14 protein-coding genes are annotated in these 16,240 nt (G+C 72.7%); 13 read left to right on the top strand and 1 reads right to left on the bottom strand.

Annotated elements, in window-relative coordinates; all coding sequences use genetic code 11:
- Positions 1 to 26: 26 nt before the first annotated feature.
- The 11 genes from rplT to KBX63_RS30410 all read left to right on the top strand — a co-directional run bounded on the left by rplT (position 27) and on the right by KBX63_RS30410 (position 12,129).
- Positions 27 to 419 carry a 50S ribosomal protein L20 gene (gene rplT, locus KBX63_RS30465; RefSeq protein ID WP_030335718.1) on the top strand — a complete coding sequence of 131 codons (393 nt, stop codon included), beginning with the start codon at positions 27 to 29 and terminating at the stop codon, positions 417 to 419.
- Positions 420 to 502: 83 nt separating this feature from the next.
- On the top strand, positions 503 to 1,300 hold the full coding sequence (locus KBX63_RS30460; RefSeq protein ID WP_247663669.1) for an RNA methyltransferase: 798 nt from the start codon (positions 503 to 505) through the stop codon (positions 1,298 to 1,300).
- 216 nt (positions 1,301 to 1,516) lie between these two features.
- The gene (gene pheS, locus KBX63_RS30455) at positions 1,517 to 2,584 is read left to right on the top strand and encodes a phenylalanine--tRNA ligase subunit alpha (protein ID WP_210917231.1); all 1,068 of its coding nucleotides are present in this window, start codon (positions 1,517 to 1,519) and stop codon (positions 2,582 to 2,584) included.
- 40 nt (positions 2,585 to 2,624) lie between these two features.
- Positions 2,625 to 5,171, top strand: coding sequence for a phenylalanine--tRNA ligase subunit beta (pheT, locus tag KBX63_RS30450; RefSeq protein ID WP_210917228.1), 2,547 nt, complete (start codon positions 2,625 to 2,627; stop codon positions 5,169 to 5,171).
- Between the two features lie 394 nt (positions 5,172 to 5,565).
- The gene (locus KBX63_RS35685) at positions 5,566 to 5,967 is read left to right on the top strand and encodes a hypothetical protein (protein WP_247663668.1); all 402 of its coding nucleotides are present in this window, start codon (positions 5,566 to 5,568) and stop codon (positions 5,965 to 5,967) included.
- A 168-nt stretch (positions 5,968 to 6,135) separates the two neighbouring features.
- Complete coding sequence (argC, locus tag KBX63_RS30435; RefSeq protein WP_210917226.1) at positions 6,136 to 7,137, top strand: N-acetyl-gamma-glutamyl-phosphate reductase; 1,002 nt, start codon at positions 6,136 to 6,138, stop codon at positions 7,135 to 7,137.
- On the top strand, positions 7,134 to 8,306 hold the full coding sequence (argJ, locus tag KBX63_RS30430; protein ID WP_210917224.1) for a bifunctional glutamate N-acetyltransferase/amino-acid acetyltransferase ArgJ: 1,173 nt from the start codon (positions 7,134 to 7,136) through the stop codon (positions 8,304 to 8,306). The genes argC and argJ overlap by 4 nt, the downstream gene beginning before the upstream one ends.
- 58 nt (positions 8,307 to 8,364) lie before the next feature.
- Entirely contained in the window at positions 8,365 to 9,414 is a 1,050-nt protein-coding gene (argB, locus tag KBX63_RS30425; RefSeq protein WP_210917221.1) for an acetylglutamate kinase, read from the top strand.
- Complete coding sequence (locus tag KBX63_RS30420; protein ID WP_210917219.1) at positions 9,411 to 10,682, top strand: acetylornithine transaminase; 1,272 nt, start codon at positions 9,411 to 9,413, stop codon at positions 10,680 to 10,682. Before argB ends, KBX63_RS30420 begins: the two co-directional genes overlap by 4 nt.
- Positions 10,679 to 11,617, top strand: coding sequence for an ornithine carbamoyltransferase (gene argF, locus KBX63_RS30415; protein ID WP_210917216.1), 939 nt, complete (start codon positions 10,679 to 10,681; stop codon positions 11,615 to 11,617). The genes KBX63_RS30420 and argF overlap by 4 nt, the downstream gene beginning before the upstream one ends.
- Entirely contained in the window at positions 11,614 to 12,129 is a 516-nt protein-coding gene (locus KBX63_RS30410) for an arginine repressor (RefSeq protein ID WP_210917213.1), read from the top strand. Before argF ends, KBX63_RS30410 begins: the two co-directional genes overlap by 4 nt.
- Positions 12,130 to 12,186: 57 nt before the next feature.
- Here KBX63_RS30410 and KBX63_RS30405 read toward each other — a convergent pair whose 3' ends face one another.
- A complete protein-coding gene (locus KBX63_RS30405; protein WP_210917212.1) occupies positions 12,187 to 13,359 on the bottom strand; it encodes an RNA-guided endonuclease TnpB family protein in 1,173 nt (390 codons plus the stop codon).
- A gap of 88 nt (positions 13,360 to 13,447) precedes the next feature.
- Here KBX63_RS30405 and KBX63_RS30400 point away from each other — a divergent pair, with 88 nt between their 5' ends.
- On the top strand, positions 13,448 to 14,659 hold the full coding sequence (locus tag KBX63_RS30400) for an argininosuccinate synthase (protein WP_210917211.1): 1,212 nt from the start codon (positions 13,448 to 13,450) through the stop codon (positions 14,657 to 14,659).
- Positions 14,660 to 14,735: 76 nt separating this feature from the next.
- Positions 14,736 to 16,199 (top strand): argininosuccinate lyase, encoded by a 1,464-nt coding sequence (argH, locus tag KBX63_RS30395; protein WP_210917210.1) that lies wholly within the window; start codon positions 14,736 to 14,738, stop codon positions 16,197 to 16,199.
- The last annotated feature ends 41 nt before the right edge of the window (positions 16,200 to 16,240 follow it).

Below are 16,240 nucleotides of genomic sequence, written 5' to 3'. Positions count from 1 at the left end.
CCACCTTTACGTAAGAAGGAGTTGAGATGGCACGCGTCAAGCGGGCTGTAAACGCCCAGAAGAAGCGTCGTACCCTGCTGGAGACCGCGAGCGGTTACCGCGGTCAGCGCTCCCGGCTGTACCGCAAGGCCAAGGAGCAGGTGCTGCACTCGATGCAGTACGCCTACCGGGACCGTCGTGACCGCAAGGGCGACTTCCGGCAGCTGTGGATCCAGCGGATCAACGCGGGCGCCCGGGCCAACGGGATGACCTACAACCGCCTGATCCAGGGCCTGCGTCTGGCCGGCATCGAGGTCGACCGCAAGATCCTGGCCGACCTGGCCGTCAACGACGCCGCCGCCTTCGCGGCGATCGTCGAGCTGGCCCGGGCCGCGGTCGCGGCCGAGGGCACCGGCGGCGCGGCGGCCCAGGCCGCCTGATCCCCGCGCACAAGAGCGAGGCGTCTCCCGTGTCGGCACCGCCGTCCGGGGGGCGCCTCGATCGTGCCGGAGGAGCGCACACCATGGCCTTCACTCCGCGTACACCCAGGGTGGTCGCCGCCCGCCGCCTGCAGCGCCGCCGGGACCGGGAGGCCACCGGCCGGTTCCTGGCCGAGGGACCGCAGGCGGTCCGCGAGGCGCTGGCCCGGCCGGAGGTGGTCACCGAGCTCTTCGGTACGCCCACCGCCCTCGACCGGTACCCGGAGCTGGCCGGCGCCGCGGCCCGCGCCGACGTGCCGGTCTCCGAGGTGACCGACGAGGGGCTCGCCGCGCTGGCCGAGACCGTGGCCCCGCAGGGGCTGGTCGCCGTCTGCCGGCACCTGGACGTGCCGCTGGAGCAGGCCCTCGCCGGCGCGCCCCGTCTGGTGGCGGTGCTCGCCGAGATCCGCGACCCGGGTAACGCCGGCACCGTGCTGCGCACCGCCGACGCCGCCGGGGCGGGCGCGGTGGTCTTCGCCGGCGACGCCGTCGACCCGTACAACGGCAAGTGCGTCCGGGCCTCCGCCGGCAGCCTCTTCCACGTCGACGTGGTCCGTGCCGCCGACCCGCTGCAGGCGGTCGAAGCGCTCCGTACCGCCGGGTTGACCGTGCTGGCCACCACCGGCTACGGCGACAGCGACCTGGACGACCTGGCCGACCACGGTCGGCTCGCCGAGCCCACCGCCTGGCTGTTCGGTTCCGAGGCGCACGGGCTGCCGGAGAAGCTGGCGGCCGCAGCCGACGCCCGGGTCCGGGTGCCGCTGCACGGGCGCGCGGAGAGCTTGAACCTGGCTGCGGCCGCCGCGGTCTGCCTGTACGCTTCAGCGAGAGCACAGCGTTGAGGTGTCCACACCCGCGCACATACCGCAGGGGAGAGCTTCCGTCGATGAACGCGCCACGGCGTTCGTTTAGCCAGCCCGCCGGTCTCGGCGGGCGGCGGGCCTGACCTGCTCCCTGCACGACTCCTACCGGCGGGCTGCGGCGCAGCCGCGCGTCCGTAGACTCGCTTAGCCGCCCCGGTGAGGGCTGGCGCCGCCGTGAGGGAGTGCCCGTACGCCATGAGCTACCGCAACGATCCGTACGACCCGAAGCAGGTCGCCCTGCTCGACCCGGCCGCCCTGGCCGCGGCCGTCGCCGACGCCACCGAGGCGTTCACGGCGGCCACCGACCCGGACGCGCTGACCGCGCTGCGCCCCGCGCACCTCGGTGACCGGTCGCCGGTCTCGCTGGCCCGCCGGGAGATCGGCGCGCTGCCGCCGGCCGCCAAGTCGGATGCCGGCAAGCGGGTCAACGAGGCCCGACGGGCGATCGAGACCGCCTACGCCGACCGCGCCGAGGTCGTGGAGCGCGAGCAGGCCGAGCGGGTGCTGGTCGAGGAACGGGTGGACGTCACCCTGCCCTACGCCCGGCGTCCGCGTGGCGCCCGGCACCCGCTGAGCACCCTGATGGAGTCGGTCAGCGACCTCTTCGTCGGGATGGGCTACGAGGTGGCCGAGGGCCCCGAGGTCGACCTGGAGTGGGTCAACTTCGACGCGTTGAACATTCCCGCCGACCACCCGGCGCGCGGGCTGATGGACACCTTCCACATCGCACCGGAGGGCTCCGGCCTGGTGCTGCGGACGCACACCTCGAACGTGCAGACCCGCACCATGCTGAGCCGCACCCCGCCGATCTACGTGATCTGCCCGGGCCGGGTCTACCGCACCGACGAGGTGGACGCCACCCACAGCCCGGTCTTCCACCAGGCCGAGGGCCTGGTGGTCGACAAGGGCATCACGATGGCGCACCTGCGCGGCACCCTCGACCACTTCGCCCGGGCGATCTTCGGCCCGGAGGCGAAGACCCGGTGGCGGCCGCACTACTTCCCGTTCACCGAGCCGTCGGCGGAGTTCGACGTCTGGTTCCCGGAGCACCGCGACGGCCCCCAGTGGGTCGAGTGGGGCGGCTGCGGGATGGTCAACCCGCGGGTGCTGCGCGCCTGCGGTGTGGACCCCGAGGTCTACTCCGGATTCGCCTTCGGCATGGGCATCGACCGGACCCTGATGGTCCGGCACGGGGTCAGCGACATCCGCCATCTCTTCGAGGGCGACGTGCGGTTCAGCCGCGCGCTCGGGACCGGGGCGTAGGCGATGCGGGTACGAGACACGGGAACGGTGGTCTGAAGTCATGCGAGTTACTGTCAGTTGGCTGCGGGAGTACGTCGACCTCCCCGCCGACCTGCCCACTGGTGACCTGGAGCAGGCCCTGATCGACCTCGGCATCGAGGTCGAGTCCGTGGTGGACCTGCGGGCGACCGTCACCGGCCAGTTGGTCGTCGGCGAGGTGCGGGAGATCGAGGAGCTCACCGGCTTCAAGAAGCCGATCCGGTTCTGCCGGGTCGACGTGGGTGACGCCAACGGCACCGGTGAGCCGCAGGAGATCGTCTGTGGAGCGCGCAACTTCGCCCCCGGCGACCGGGTGGTGGTGATCCTGCCCGGCGGCGTACTGCCCGGCGGCTTCGCCATCGGCGCCCGCAAGACCTACGGGCACAACTCCAACGGCATGATCTGCTCGGCCAAGGAGCTGGGCCTGGGCGACGACCACTCCGGCATCATCGTGCTGCCGCCGGACGTGGCGGCCAAGCCGGGCGACGACGCGCGCCCGGTGGTCGGCCTCGACGACGTGGTGTTCGAGCTGGAGATCACCCCCGACCGGGGGTACGCGCTGAGCCTGCGCGGCCTGGCCCGGGAGCTGTCGCACGCCTTCGACGTGCCGCTGCACGATCCGGCCATGGTGCCCGCGCCGGTCGGCACCGAGACGCCGGCGTACCCGGTGGAGGTGCGCGACCCGGTCGGCTGCGACCGCTACGCCGCCCGTCTGGTGCGCGGCGTCGACCCGACCGCGCCCACGCCGTCGTGGATGCGGCACCGGCTCGTCACCGCGGGCGTCCGCAGCATCTCGCTGCCGGTCGACATCACGAACTACGTGATGCTGGAGCTGGGCCAGCCGATGCACGCCTTCGACGCCGACCGGATCGCCGGGCCGCTGGTGGTCCGCCGCGCCGAGCCGGGGGAGAAGCTGACCACCCTGGACGGGGTGCAGCGGGTGCTCGCCGGCGACGACATGGTGATCTGCGACGACACCGGCCCGATCTCGCTCGCCGCGGTGATGGGCGGCGAGACCAGTGAGGTCGTCGCCGGCACCACCAGCGTGCTCTTCGAGGCGGCGCACTGGAACCCGGCGATGGTCGGGCGCACCGCCCGCCGGCACAAGCTGTTCAGCGAGGCCGCGAAGCGCTGGGAGCGGGGCGTCGACCCGGCCCTGCCGCTGGTCGCGCTGGAGCGGGCCGTCCGGCTGCTCGCCGAGCACGGTGGCGGCACCCCGGGCGCGGAGATCCTGGACATCGACCACGTCCGCCCGCGTACCCCGATCAGCCTTCCGGCGGACCTGCCCACCCGGCGGGTCGGGGTCGAGTACCCGCCGCCGCGGGTGGTCGCCCTGCTGGAGCGGGTCGGCTGCACGGTCGCGCAGGGCGCGGACCGGTTGGCCGAGGACCCGGGCGCGGTCGGTGTCGCCAGCGGCGCCGGGGTCGCGCTCAGCGTCACGCCACCGAGCTGGCGGCCCGACCTGACCGACCCGGCCGACCTGGTCGAGGAGGTCGTCCGCCTCGACGGGTACGACCGGGTGCCGTCGGTGCTGCCGGCCGCGCCGCCCGGCCGCGGGTTGACCCCGCGGCAGTGCCGGCGCCGGGCGGTCGCCTGGTCACTGTCCGAGCGGGGGTACGTGGAGGTGCTCGCGCACCCGTTCGTGTCCCCGGAGTTGGCTGACCTGCTCGGCCTGCCGGCCGACGACCCGCGCCGGCCTGCGGTCCGGCTGGCCAACCCCCTGTCCGAGGAGGAGCCGCTGCTGCGCACCACGCTGCTCGGCCCGCTGCTCGGCATCCTCAAGCGCAACCTCGGCCGGGGGCACCGTGACCTCGCGCTCTACGAGATCGGGGCGGTGTTCCACCCGCGCGTCGGCGCTGGCAGCCCGCCGGCGATGGGGGTGGACCGCCGCCCCACCGACGAGGAGTTCGCGGCCGCCGACGCGGTGGTGCCGGCGCAGCCCGTGCACGTCGCGGTGGTGCTGACCGGTGACCTCGACCCCGCCGGCTGGTGGGGTCCGGGCCGGGCGGCCGGCTGGGCGGACGCCATCGAGGCGGCCCGCGACGTGCTGGCCGCCGCCGGCATTCCCGACGAGCGGGTCGAGGTGCGTGCCGCCGAGTACGCCCCGTGGCACCCCGGCCGCTGCGCCGAACTGCTGGTCGGCGGCACGGTCGTGGGGCACGCCGGCGAGTTGCACCCGGTGGTGGTGGCGGCGTTGGAGCTGCCCCGCCGGACCTGCGCGATGGAGCTGTCCCTGGACGCGCTGCCGTCCGCCCCGGTGACGCCCGCCCCGACGGTGTCCGGTTTCCCGCCGGCGCTGATCGACGTGGCGCTGGTGGTGGACGAGTCGGTGCCGGCGGAGCAGGTGCGTCGGGCGCTGGAGGCGGGCGCCGGCGAGCTGCTGGAGGACGTGCGGCTGTTCGATGTGTACTCCGGTGAGCAGCTCGGTGCGGGTCGCCGGTCGCTGGCGTACAAGCTGACCTTCCGGGCGCCGGACCGGACGCTCACCGTCGAGGAGGCGGTGGCCGCCCGGGACGCGGCGGTGGCCGTGGCCGCCGAGCGCTTCGGCGCCACCCTGCGCGGCGCCTGAGGGGTGTCTTGATGGCTCGCGGTGGCCGCCGTGCTCGCGGTGGCCACCGCCGGCCTGCTCTGGGCCCGCCGGCACCTGCTGCTTGCAGGCCACGTTATGGCTGCACCGCTTGACGTGGCACGTCCCCCGCGGCGGACCCTCGGCCAGGTGCGCCCGGAGCATGGCCGGCAGCGCCGCTCAGGTGGGGTTCGGAGGACGGATCCGTCGATGCGCCCGGTGGGCAGCCGCCCGCGCCGGATCCTGAGGGGCCCTCATCCGGCCAGCGTGGGCGGCTCCGAGCACCTGGTGGTGGTCGTCGGCACGCCGGTGGACGAGCACCTCAACCCGGACCTCGGCGCGGTGCCCCAGGCGCTGGAGCGGTGCGAACGAGCACCTGCGCGACGGGCAGCTCGTGGTGCTTCGCAGCACCGTCTATCCGGGAGTGACGACGCTGACCGAGAAGCTGCCCGCTACCGCTTCGTCGAGGGCGACGCCCGCGACGTCGACCTGCTCACCGATCTGCTGGACGGCTGCGACCACCTGGTGGCCGGGGCGGAACGAGGACTTCAACCTCTCGACGGCGGAGTCGACGAGCGTGCTGGAGTTGGCCGAGCTGATCTGGCACAAGATCAAGGGTTCGGACGTGCCGTTCCGGTACGTCTGCGACGAGCCGTTCCGCTACGACGTGCAGAAGCGGGTGCCGGACGTCACCAAGGCCCGTGAGGTGCTCGGGTTCACCGCGACCACGTCGCTGGACGTGATGCTCGACGAGGTCGTTCCCTGGGTGGCCCGGGCCGTCGCGGAGGGCCGCCTCTGACCGTCCCGCCCTGTTTCGTTACCGCCGTCCCGGCCCGTGTCGCCCCGCGACCCGGGCCAGGCGTGTGTCCGGCGCCACGTACATAATTCCCATGCAGTGGACTGCATGAACTTGCAGTGCCTCGATCATGACTGCTAGCCTTTGTTGCATAGTCATGCGGAGGTGAGTATGGGAATCCGAGTCGCGGTCGCCGGGGCGAGCGGCTACGCCGGGGGCGAGCTGCTGCGGCTGGTCGCCGGGCACCCGGAGTTCGACCTGGTCGCCGCCACCGCGCACCGCCAGGCCGGGCACCGCGTCGACGTGGTGCACCCGCAGCTCACCGGGCTCGACCTGGTGCTCGGCGAGACCGACCCGACGACGCTCACCGACGCCGACCTGGTCTTCCTGGCCCTGCCGCACGGCGAGTCGGCGGTGCTGGCCGCCCAGATCCCGCCCCACGTGCGGGTCGTCGACCTGGGGGCGGACCATCGGCTCGCCGACCCGTACGACTGGGCCCAGTACTACGGCGGCTCGCACGCCGGCCGGTGGACCTACGGCCTGCCCGAGCTGCCCGGCCAGCGGGAGCTGATCGCCGGCTCCACCCGCGTGGCGAACACCGGCTGTTACGCCGCCGCCATCACCCTGGCGCTCGCGCCGCTGATCGCGGCCGGCGCGGCCAACCCCGCCGACGTGGTGGTGGTCGCCGCCTCCGGCACCTCGGGCGCCGGCCGGGCGGCCAAGCCGCACCTGCTGGCGAGCGAGGTGCTGGGGGACCTGTCGCCGTACCGGGTCGGCACCCACCAGCACGTGCCGGAGATCAAGCAGGCGTCCGGGGCGACCGGCCTGTCGTTCACCCCGGTCCTGGCGCCGATGCCGCGCGGCATCCTGGCCACGGTCACCGCGCTGCCGGCGCACGGCGTCGACCCACAGCACGTGCTGGCGCAGGCGTACGCGGACGCGCCGTTCGTGCACGTGCTGCCCGAGGGCCGGTGGCCGCACACCGCGGCCACGCTGGGCTCGAACTCCTGCCACCTGCAGGCCACCGTCGACGTGGACTCCGCCCGCCTGATCGTGCTCAGCGCGCTGGACAACCTGGGCAAGGGCGCCGCCGGCCAGGCCGTCCAGAACGCCAACCTGATGCTCGGCCTGCCGGAGACCACCGGCCTGTCGGTCTGGGGGGTCACCCCATGAGCGTCACCACCCCACGGGGGTTCCGGGCGGCCGGGGTGGCGGCCGGCCTGAAGGCCAGTGGTGGCTCCGACGTCGCGCTGGTGGTCAACGACGGTCCGGACGCCGGCGTCGCCGCGGTCTTCACCAGTAACCGGATCAAGGCCGCGCCGGTGCTCTGGACGCAGCGGGTCGTGCGTGGCGGTGTGGTCCGCGCGGTGGTGCTCAACTCCGGCGGCGCCAACGCCTGCACCGGCCCGGCCGGCTTTCAGGACACCCACGCCACCGCCGAGCACACGGCTGCCGCGCTGACCTCGGTGAGCCCACGGCTGATCCTCGGCGCCGGTGAGGTGGCGGTCTGCTCCACCGGGCTGATCGGGGAGCGGCTGCCGATGCCGAAGCTGCTGCCCGGCGTCCGCTCGGCGATCCGGGGGCTGTCGCGCGACGGCGGCACGGCCGCCGCCGAGGCCATCATGACCACGGACACCCGCTCGAAGACCACGGTGGCCCGGGGCAGCGGCTGGACCGTCGGCGGGATGGCCAAGGGCGCCGGGATGCTCGCGCCGGGGATGGCCACGATGCTCTGCGTGCTGACCACCGACGCGGTGGCCGGGCCGGCGACGCTGGACGAGGTGCTGCGCGCGGCCACCCGGGTCAGCTTCGACCGGGTCGACTCCGACGGCTGCATGTCGACCAATGACACGGTGCTGCTGCTGGCCAGCGGCGCGAGCGGCATCGAGCCGACGCCGGCCGAGCTGGCCGCCGCGGTCACCGCCGCCTGTCACGACCTGGCCCAGCAACTGGTCGCCGACGCCGAGGGCGCCACCAAGCAGATCGCCATCGATGTGGTCGGCGCCGCCGACGAGGACGACGCGGTCGAGGTGGGCCGCACGGTGGCCCGCAACAACCTGGTCAAGACCGCGCTGTTCGGCAACGACCCGAACTGGGGGCGCATCCTCGCCGCGGTGGGCACCACCGCCGCCGCGTTCGAGCCGGACGGCGTGGACGTGGCCGTCAACAGGGTGTGGGTGTGCCGGGGCGGCGGCGCCGCCGAGGACCGCTCGAAGGTCGACCTGACCGGGCGGGACGTGACCATCCGGATCGACCTGCACGCCGGCACGTCGGCCGCGACGATCTGGACCAACGACCTGTCCCACGCCTACGTGCACGAGAACTCGGCGTACTCGACGTGAGCGCGAGGAACGCAGCGAAGCGGAGTCCCGCAGCCGCGAACGAAAGGCGGGCTCGAGCATGAGCCTCAGCACCGACCTCACCCGCGCCCAGGTCAAGGCGGAGACGCTGATCGAGGCGCTGCCCTGGCTGGCCCGCTTCTCCGGCTCCACGGTGGTGGTCAAGTACGGCGGCAACGCCATGACCGACCCCGAGTTGCAGCGGGCGTTCGCCGCCGACATGGTCTTCCTGCGGTACGCCGGGCTCAAGCCGGTGGTGGTGCACGGCGGCGGTCCGCAGATCTCCGCCATGCTGGGCCGGCTCGGCATCGCCAGTGAGTTCCGTGGCGGGCTACGGGTGACCACCGCCGAGGCGATGGACGTGGTCCGGATGGTGCTGGTCGGGCAGGTCGGCCGGGAACTGGTCGGGCTGATCAACTCGCACGGACCGTTCGCCGTCGGCCTCTCCGGCGAGGACGCCCGGCTGTTCACCGCGGTTCGCCGCCCGGCGTACGTGGACGGGCTGCCGGTCGACGTCGGCCAGGTCGGCGACGTCGAGTCGGTGGACGTGTCGGCGGTGACCGACCTGATCACGGCCGGTCGGATCCCGGTGATCTCCACGGTCGCGCCGGACGCCGACGGGGTGCTGCACAACCTCAACGCGGACACGGCCGCCGCCGCGCTGGCCGTCGCGTTGCGGGCTCGCAAGCTGGTCGTCCTCACCGACGTTGCCGGCCTGTACGCCGACTGGCCGGACACCACCAGCCTGGTCTCCGAGATCAACAGCGACGACCTGGCGAAGCTGCTGCCCAGCCTCGAATCGGGGATGGTGCCGAAGATGGAGGCCTGCCTGCGGGCGGTGCGCGGGGGAGTCCCCGCCGCGCACGTCGTCGACGGTCGGGTGGCGCACTCCACGTTGCTCGAGGTGTTCACCTCGGAAGGGTTCGGAACGATGGTCGTGAGCGCGAGGAGTGAGCTTGCGAGCCCCGCAGTCGCGAACAAGGAAGGCTCTGTGAGCGCGAGGAGTGAGCTTGCGAGCCCCGCAGTCGCGAACAAGGAAGGCTCTGTGAGCGCGAGGAGTGAGCTTGCGAGCCCCGCAGTCGCGAACAAGAAGGGCTCGGTCGCGTCATGAGCACCCTGGTGCAACGCTGGAGTCAGTCCATGATGGACAACTACGGCACGCCGCCGATGGCGCTGGTCGCCGGCGCTGGCGCCGTCGTGGTCGACGACGCCGGCCGGGAATACCTCGACCTGGTGGGCGGGATCGCGGTGAACGCCCTCGGCCACGCCCACCCGGCCGTGGTGGCCGCCGTCTCGAAGCAGGTCGCCACCCTCGGGCACGTCTCCAACCTCTACGTGGCCGAGCCGCCGGTCGCCCTCGCGGAGCTGTTGCTGGCGCTCGCCGGACGGCCCGGCCGGGTCTTCTTCGCCAATTCCGGCGCGGAGGCGAACGAGGCGGCGTTCAAGCTCTCCCGGCGCATCGGCCGCAGCCACGTGGTGGCCACCCGGGGCGGGTTCCACGGCCGCACCATGGGTGCTCTCGCGCTGACCGGCCAGCCAGCCAAGGCGGACCCGTTCCGCCCGCTGCCCGGCGAGGTGACCCACGTCGAATACGGCGACGTCGCCGCCCTCGAGGCAGCGGTCACCGACGCCACCGCCATGGTGATCCTGGAGCCGATCCAGGGCGAGAACGGCGTGGTCGTACCGCCGGCCGGTTACCTCGCAGCCGCCCGGCGGATCACCGCCGGGCACGGGGCGCTGCTGGTGCTCGACGAGGTGCAGACCGGCATCGGCCGCACCGGGAACTGGTTCGCCCACCAGGCCGAGGGCGTGGAGCCGGACGTGGTCACCCTGGCCAAGGGGCTGGGCGGCGGGCTGCCGCTCGGCGCCACGCTGGCCTTCGGCCGGGCCGCCGACCTGCTCACCCCCGGCTCGCACGGCACCACCTTCGGCGGCAACCCGGTCAGTTGCGCCGCCGCGCTCGCCGTGGTGGCGACCATCGCCAACGAGGGGCTGCTCGATCACGTCAAGCGGGTCGGCGAGCGGCTGCGCCGCGGGATCGAGGCGCTGGGTCACCCGCTGGTCGCCGGGGTGCGCGGCGCCGGTCTGCTGCTCGGCGTGGCGCTCACCGCGCCGGTGGCGCCGGTGCTCACCGAGGCGCTGCGCGAGGCCGGCTTCCTGGTCAACCCGGTGCAGCCGGGCGTGGTCCGGCTGGCCCCGCCACTGATCCTCACCGCCGCCCAGGCGGACGCCTTCCTCGCCGCGCTACCCGCCGCCCTGGCCGCGGCGGCTCCCGCAGCCGCCGGCAGCGCAGCTCGTGGAGGGAGAACGCCCCTCCAGGGACCGGAATCCTCCAGGATCTCGACGCCGATCACGACCACGACGGGGACGACCGCATGAGCCGGCACTTTCTACGCGACGACGACCTCTCGCCCGCCGAGCAGGCCACGGTGCTCGACCTGGCGGCGCGGATGAAGGCCGACCGGTTCGGCCACCGGCCGCTGTCCGGGCCGCGCTCGGTGGCGGTGCTCTTCGACAAGCAAAGCCTGCGTACCCGGATCTCGTTCGACGTTGGGATCGCCGAGCTGGGCGGGCACCCCCTGGTCGTGGACACCCAGGTCACCCACTTCGGCCGGGGCGAGTCGCTGGCCGACGCCGGTCGGGTGCTGTCCCGCTACGTCGCGGCCATCGTGCTGCGCACCCACGGCGACGACCGGATCACCGAGGTGGCGACGGGCGCGAGCGTACCGGTGATCAACGCGCTCACCGACGGCTTCCACCCCTGCCAGCTGCTGGCCGACCTGCTCACCGTCCGCGAGCGGTGCGGCGGTACGGCCGGCCGCACCCTGACCTACGTGGGGGACGGCGCGAACAACATGGCGCAGTCGTACCTGCTGGCCGGGGCGACGGCCGGGATGCACGTGCGGATCGCCGGGCCGGCAGGCTTCGCACCGGATCCGACCGTGCTGAGCCGGGCGGCGGAGATCGCCGCCAGCACCGGCGGGTCCGTGCGGGTCCTGACCGATCCGGGCCAGGCGGTACGCGACGCCGACGTGGTGGCCACCGACGCCTGGACCTCGATGGGGCAGGAGGACGACGGGCTGGACCGGATCACTCCGTTCCTGCCCTACCAGGTCAACAAGGAGCTGCTCGGCCAGGCCGCGCCGGACGCGATCGTGCTGCACTGCCTGCCCGCGCACCGCGGCGAGGAGATCACCGACGAGGTGCTCGACGGCCCGCAGAGCGCGGTCCTCGACCAGGCGGAGAACCGGCTGCACGCCCAGAAGGCGCTGCTGACGTTCCTGGTGGGCGCCGCGATCGGGGAGCCCCGATGACCGCCCCGCTGACCCGCGCCGCCCGGCACGCCCGGATCGTGGAGCTGATCCGCGACAAGGCCGTCCGCTCGCAGACCGAACTGGCCGACCTGCTCGCCGCCGACGGCGTCGGAGTCACCCAGGCCACCCTCTCGAGGGACCTGGAGGAGCTCGGCGCGGTCAAGGTGCGCGGCGGCGACGGGCCGGCGGTCTACCTGATCCCCGAGGACGGCCACCGGCCGCTGCGCGACGCCGAGGCGGCCCCCGCCCGGTTGGTGCGGCTGCTGCGCGAGCTGCTCAACGGAGTCGACTCCAGCGGAAACATCGCCGTGCTGCGTACCCCGCCGGGCGCAGCCCAATACCTGGCCAGCGCGTTGGACCGAGCGGGCCTGCCCGAGGTCGTCGGCACCATCGCCGGCGACGACACCATCCTCGTCGTGGCCCGTGAGGCCGTCGGCGGGGCCGCACTCGGCGACAAGCTCGCCGGCTGGGCCCGCCGGGAAGACAGCGTTGAAGGGAGCACCACACCTTGACCTGTTCCCCTCGTTGCAGCGAGGGGATCCTCACGGTCACCCGTGAAGCTTCCTGTTTCATTGCCGACTGCCCCGAAGGGAGGGGATCCCATGAGGACTTACATCAGCTCCGCAGGCGTTTCGCCTCTCCGCCAGCCCGGCGGCGAGGATGTTTCGTGCGGCGTTGACGTCCCGGTCATGCTCGACGTGGCAGGCGGCGCAGACCCATTCCCTGACAGTCAGCGGCATCGACGGGTTGATCCGGCCGCAGGTGGAACATGTCTTCGACGACGGACACCACCGGTCCACAACAACCAACGTACGCCCGTACCAGACGGCCATGTACTCCAGCATTCGGCGCAGTTCGGACCACGCCGCGTCGGAGATTACCCGGGCCATGCGGTGGTTGCGCAGCAAGTTGCGAACGCTGAGATCCTCGATTATCACCGCTTGGTTCTCACGAACAAGTCGAGTGCTCAGCTTGTGCAGATGATCACGCCGCCGGTCAGCGACGCGGGCATGGATCCGACCCAGCCTCGCCCGGGCCTTGGCCCGGTTGGCGGAACCCTTCTCCTTGCGGGACAGGTTGCGCTGCGCCTTGGCCAACTTCCGCCGATCCATCCGCTCATGGCGCGGATTGGCAATCTTCTCTCCGGTGGACAGCGTGACCAGACTGGTGATGCCCGCGTCTACTCCGACCGCCCCATCCAGTGCGGGCAGGGCCTGCACGGTCGGATCCTCTACCAGAAGAGACACGAACCACCGGCCGGCCGCGTCTCGCGACACGGTGACCGTGGATGGCTCGACATCCTTGGGCAGGGGTCTGGACCACACGATGTCCAGGGGAGCCTCCATCTTGGCGAGGGTGAGATGGCCGTCGCGCCAGCGGAACGCCGAGCGCGTGTATTCGGCCGCCGCCCGCGACCTGCGCTTGGACTTGAACCGCGGGTACTTGCAGCGCCGTTGCCAGAAGCCGGCGAATGCGGTTTGCAGATGCCGCAGCGTCTGCTGCAACGGCACCGCACTCACCGCGTTCAGGAACGCCAGGTCGTCGGTCCGCTTCCACTCCGTCAGCCAAGCCGAGGTCTGTGCGTAACTGCTTCGTTGCCGGTCCACCGTCCACGCTCGGGTCCGCGCCTCCAACGCGCGGTTGTAGACCAGGCGTACACATCCGAACGTCCTGTTCAACTGCTCAGCCTGCTGCGGCGACGGATAGAAGCGGCACTTGAACGATCGCTTCACCCCAGCCACGCCTCAGGTTCTACCAACCGCGTACGACAATCACTTGAAAGGAGGGAGCGGCGGGTCCCGCCGGCTTCGACGGCACGCCGCAACTCAGATGACTGAACGTGTAGTTCTGGCGTACTCCGGAGGTCTCGACACCTCCGTCGCCATTCCTTACCTGGCCGAGCAGACCGGCGCCGAGGTGATCGCGGTGGCGGTCGATGTCGGGCAGGGCGGCGAGGACCTCGACGCCATCCGGCAGCGCGCGCTGGACTGCGGCGCCGCCGAGTCCGAGCTGGTCGACGCGCGCGACGAGTTCGCCGCCGACTACTGCCTGCCGGCCATCCGGGCGAACGCCCTCTACATGGACCGCTACCCGCTGGTGTCGGCGCTGTCCCGGCCGCTGATCGTCAAGCACCTGGTGGCCGCGGCGCGCAAGCACGGCGGGACGATCGTCTCGCACGGCTGCACCGGCAAGGGCAACGACCAGGTCCGTTTCGAGGTCGGCCTGAACGCCCTCGCCCCCGACCTGAAGATCATCGCGCCGGCGCGGGACTACGCCTGGACGCGGGACAAGGCGATCGCGTTCGCCGAGGAGAAGGGGCTGCCGATCGACGTGTCGGCGAAGTCGCCGTACTCCATCGACCAGAACCTGTGGGGCCGCGCGGTGGAGACCGGCTTCCTGGAGGACATCTGGAACGCCCCGATCGAGGACCTCTACTCGTACACGGCCGACCCGGCGCAGGACCGCGACGCCGACGAGGTCGTGATCACCTTCGACGCCGGCGTACCGGTGGCCATCGACGGTGAGACGGTCACCCCGTACCAGGCGATCCTGGAGTTGAACCGGCGCGCCGGGGCGCAGGGCGTGGGCCGGCTCGACATGGTGGAGGACCGGCTGGTCGGGATCAAGAGCCGCGAGGTGTACGAGGCTCCCGGCGCGATCGCGCTGATCACCGCCCACCAGGAGCTGGAGGCGGTCACCGTGGAGCGCGACCTGGCCCGGTTCAAGCGGGGCGTCGACCAGCGCTGGGGTGAGCTGGTCTACGACGGCCTGTGGTTCTCGCCGCTGAAGGACTCGCTGGACGCCTTCATCGACGACGCGCAGCAGCACGTGAGCGGCGAGGTGCGGATGACCCTGCACGGCGGACGGGCCACCGTCACCGGTCGGCGCTCCGAGGCGAGCCTCTACGACTTCGGGATGGCCACCTACGACACCGGCGACACCTTCGACCAGTCCCTCGCAAAGGGTTTCGTGCAGCTGTGGGGCCTGCCGAGCCGGATGGCCGCCGCGCGGAACGCCCGGCTGGGCGGCTCCGGCCAGTGACATGTGTGAGCGCGAGGAGTGAGCGAGCGCAGCGAGTGAGCCCCGCAGTCGCGAGCGAAAGGCAAGCAGAGCAATGATGGGCGGCGTGGACGACAAGAGCCTGACCGAGAACAGCGCCGCCACCAACCGGACGAGCCTGTGGGGTGGCCGGTTCGCCGGCGGTCCAGCCGAGGCGCTCGCCCGGCTGTCGGTGAGCGTGCAGTTCGACTGGCGCCTGGCCCCGTACGACATCGCCGGTTCCCGGGCGCACGCCCGGGTCCTGGCGGGCGCCGGCCTGCTCGACCCCGAGGAGCTGGGCCGGGTCCTGGCGGCCCTGGACGACCTGGAGGCGGCCTGCGCCTCCGGGTCGTTCCGTCCCACCGTCGACGACGAGGACGTGCACACCGCGCTGGAACGGGGGCTGCTGGAGCGGCTGGGCAGCCTCGGCGGCAAGCTGCGCGCCGGCCGGTCCCGCAACGACCAGGTCGCCACGGACCTGCGGCTCTACCTGCGCGACCACGCCCGGGGTGTGGCCAGCCGGCTGGTGGAGCTGGCCGAGGCGCTGGTCGAGCAGGCCGAGCGGCACGTCGACACCGCCGCGCCCGGCATGACCCATCTCCAGCACGCCCAGCCGGTCACCTTCGGGCACTGGCTGCTCGCCCACGTGCAGCCGCTGCTGCGCGACCTGGAGCGGCTGCGCGACTGGGATCATCGCGCGGCGATCAGCCCGCTCGGCGCGGGCGCGCTGGCCGGCTCCGGGCTGCCGCTGGACCCGGTGGCGGTGGCGAAGGAGCTGGGCTTCCGCACGTCGTTCGCCAACTCGATGGACGCCGTCGCCGACCGGGACTTCGTCGCCGAGTTCCTCTTCACCACCGCCATGATCGGGGTGCACCTGTCCCGGCTCGGCGAGGAGGTGGTGCTCTGGACCTCGCACGAGTTCGGCTGGGTGGAGCTGGACGACGCGTTCGCGACCGGTTCGTCGATCATGCCGCAGAAGAAGAACGCGGACATCGCCGAGCTGGCCCGGGGCAAGTCCGGTCGGCTGGTCGGCGGGCTGATGACCGTGCTGACCATGCTCAAGGGTCTGCCGATGACCTACGACCGGGACATGCAGGAGGACAAGGAGCCGGCCTTCGACGCGGTCGACACCCTGGAGCTGCTGCTCCCGGCCCTGGCGGGGATGATCTCCACGATGACGGTCCGCGTGGACCGTCTGGTGGCCGCCGCGCCGGTCGGCTTCTCGCTGGCCACCGAGGTGGCTGACTGGCTCGTCCGCAGGGGCGTGCCGTTCCGCGACGCGCACGAGATCACCGGCCGGCTGGTGGCGCTCTGCGCGGTCCGGGACTGCGAGCTGGAGGAGGTCTCCGACGCCGATCTGGCCGCGGTCAGCGAGCACCTCGACCCGTCGGTGCGCGACGTGCTCTCGGTCCGTTCGGCCCTCGCGGCCCGGACCACCCCCGGCTCGACCGGCCCCGGGCCGGTCGCCGACCAGCTCGCCGCCGCCGCGGACCGGCTGGCCGGCTGGCGGGAGTGGGCCACCGCACGGGTCGTCCCACGCTGATCTCGCCGTGGCGCCGGAGCTGCTCGGTTCCGGCGCCGCGG

The sequence above is a fragment of the Micromonospora sp. U21 genome (assembly GCF_018070045.1).
Lineage (GTDB): Bacteria > Actinomycetota > Actinomycetes > Mycobacteriales > Micromonosporaceae > Micromonospora.
Note: the sequence above shows the minus strand (reverse complement) of the source record. Positions and strands in the feature narration are given on the sequence as shown.

Bases quoted from the DNA above. Each gene is read 5' to 3' on its own strand.
- argJ (WP_210917224.1), top strand. From the start codon at position 7,134: ATGAGCGTCACCACCCCACGGGGGTTCCGGGCGGCCGGGGTGGCGGCC.
- KBX63_RS30420 (WP_210917219.1), top strand. From the start codon at position 9,411: ATGAGCACCCTGGTGCAACGCTGGAGTCAGTCCATGATGGACAACTAC.
- KBX63_RS30460 (WP_247663669.1), top strand. From the start codon at position 503: ATGGCCTTCACTCCGCGTACACCCAGGGTGGTCGCCGCCCGCCGCCTG.
- pheT (WP_210917228.1), top strand. From the start codon at position 2,625: ATGCGAGTTACTGTCAGTTGGCTGCGGGAGTACGTCGACCTCCCCGCC.
- KBX63_RS30400 (WP_210917211.1), top strand. From the start codon at position 13,448: ATGACTGAACGTGTAGTTCTGGCGTACTCCGGAGGTCTCGACACCTCC.
- argF (WP_210917216.1), top strand. From the start codon at position 10,679: ATGAGCCGGCACTTTCTACGCGACGACGACCTCTCGCCCGCCGAGCAG.
- pheS (WP_210917231.1), top strand. From the start codon at position 1,517: ATGAGCTACCGCAACGATCCGTACGACCCGAAGCAGGTCGCCCTGCTC.
- argB (WP_210917221.1), top strand. From the start codon at position 8,365: ATGAGCCTCAGCACCGACCTCACCCGCGCCCAGGTCAAGGCGGAGACG.
- KBX63_RS30410 (WP_210917213.1), top strand. From the start codon at position 11,614: ATGACCGCCCCGCTGACCCGCGCCGCCCGGCACGCCCGGATCGTGGAG.
- argH (WP_210917210.1), top strand. From the start codon at position 14,736: ATGGGCGGCGTGGACGACAAGAGCCTGACCGAGAACAGCGCCGCCACC.
- rplT (WP_030335718.1), top strand. From the start codon at position 27: ATGGCACGCGTCAAGCGGGCTGTAAACGCCCAGAAGAAGCGTCGTACC.
- argC (WP_210917226.1), top strand. From the start codon at position 6,136: ATGGGAATCCGAGTCGCGGTCGCCGGGGCGAGCGGCTACGCCGGGGGC.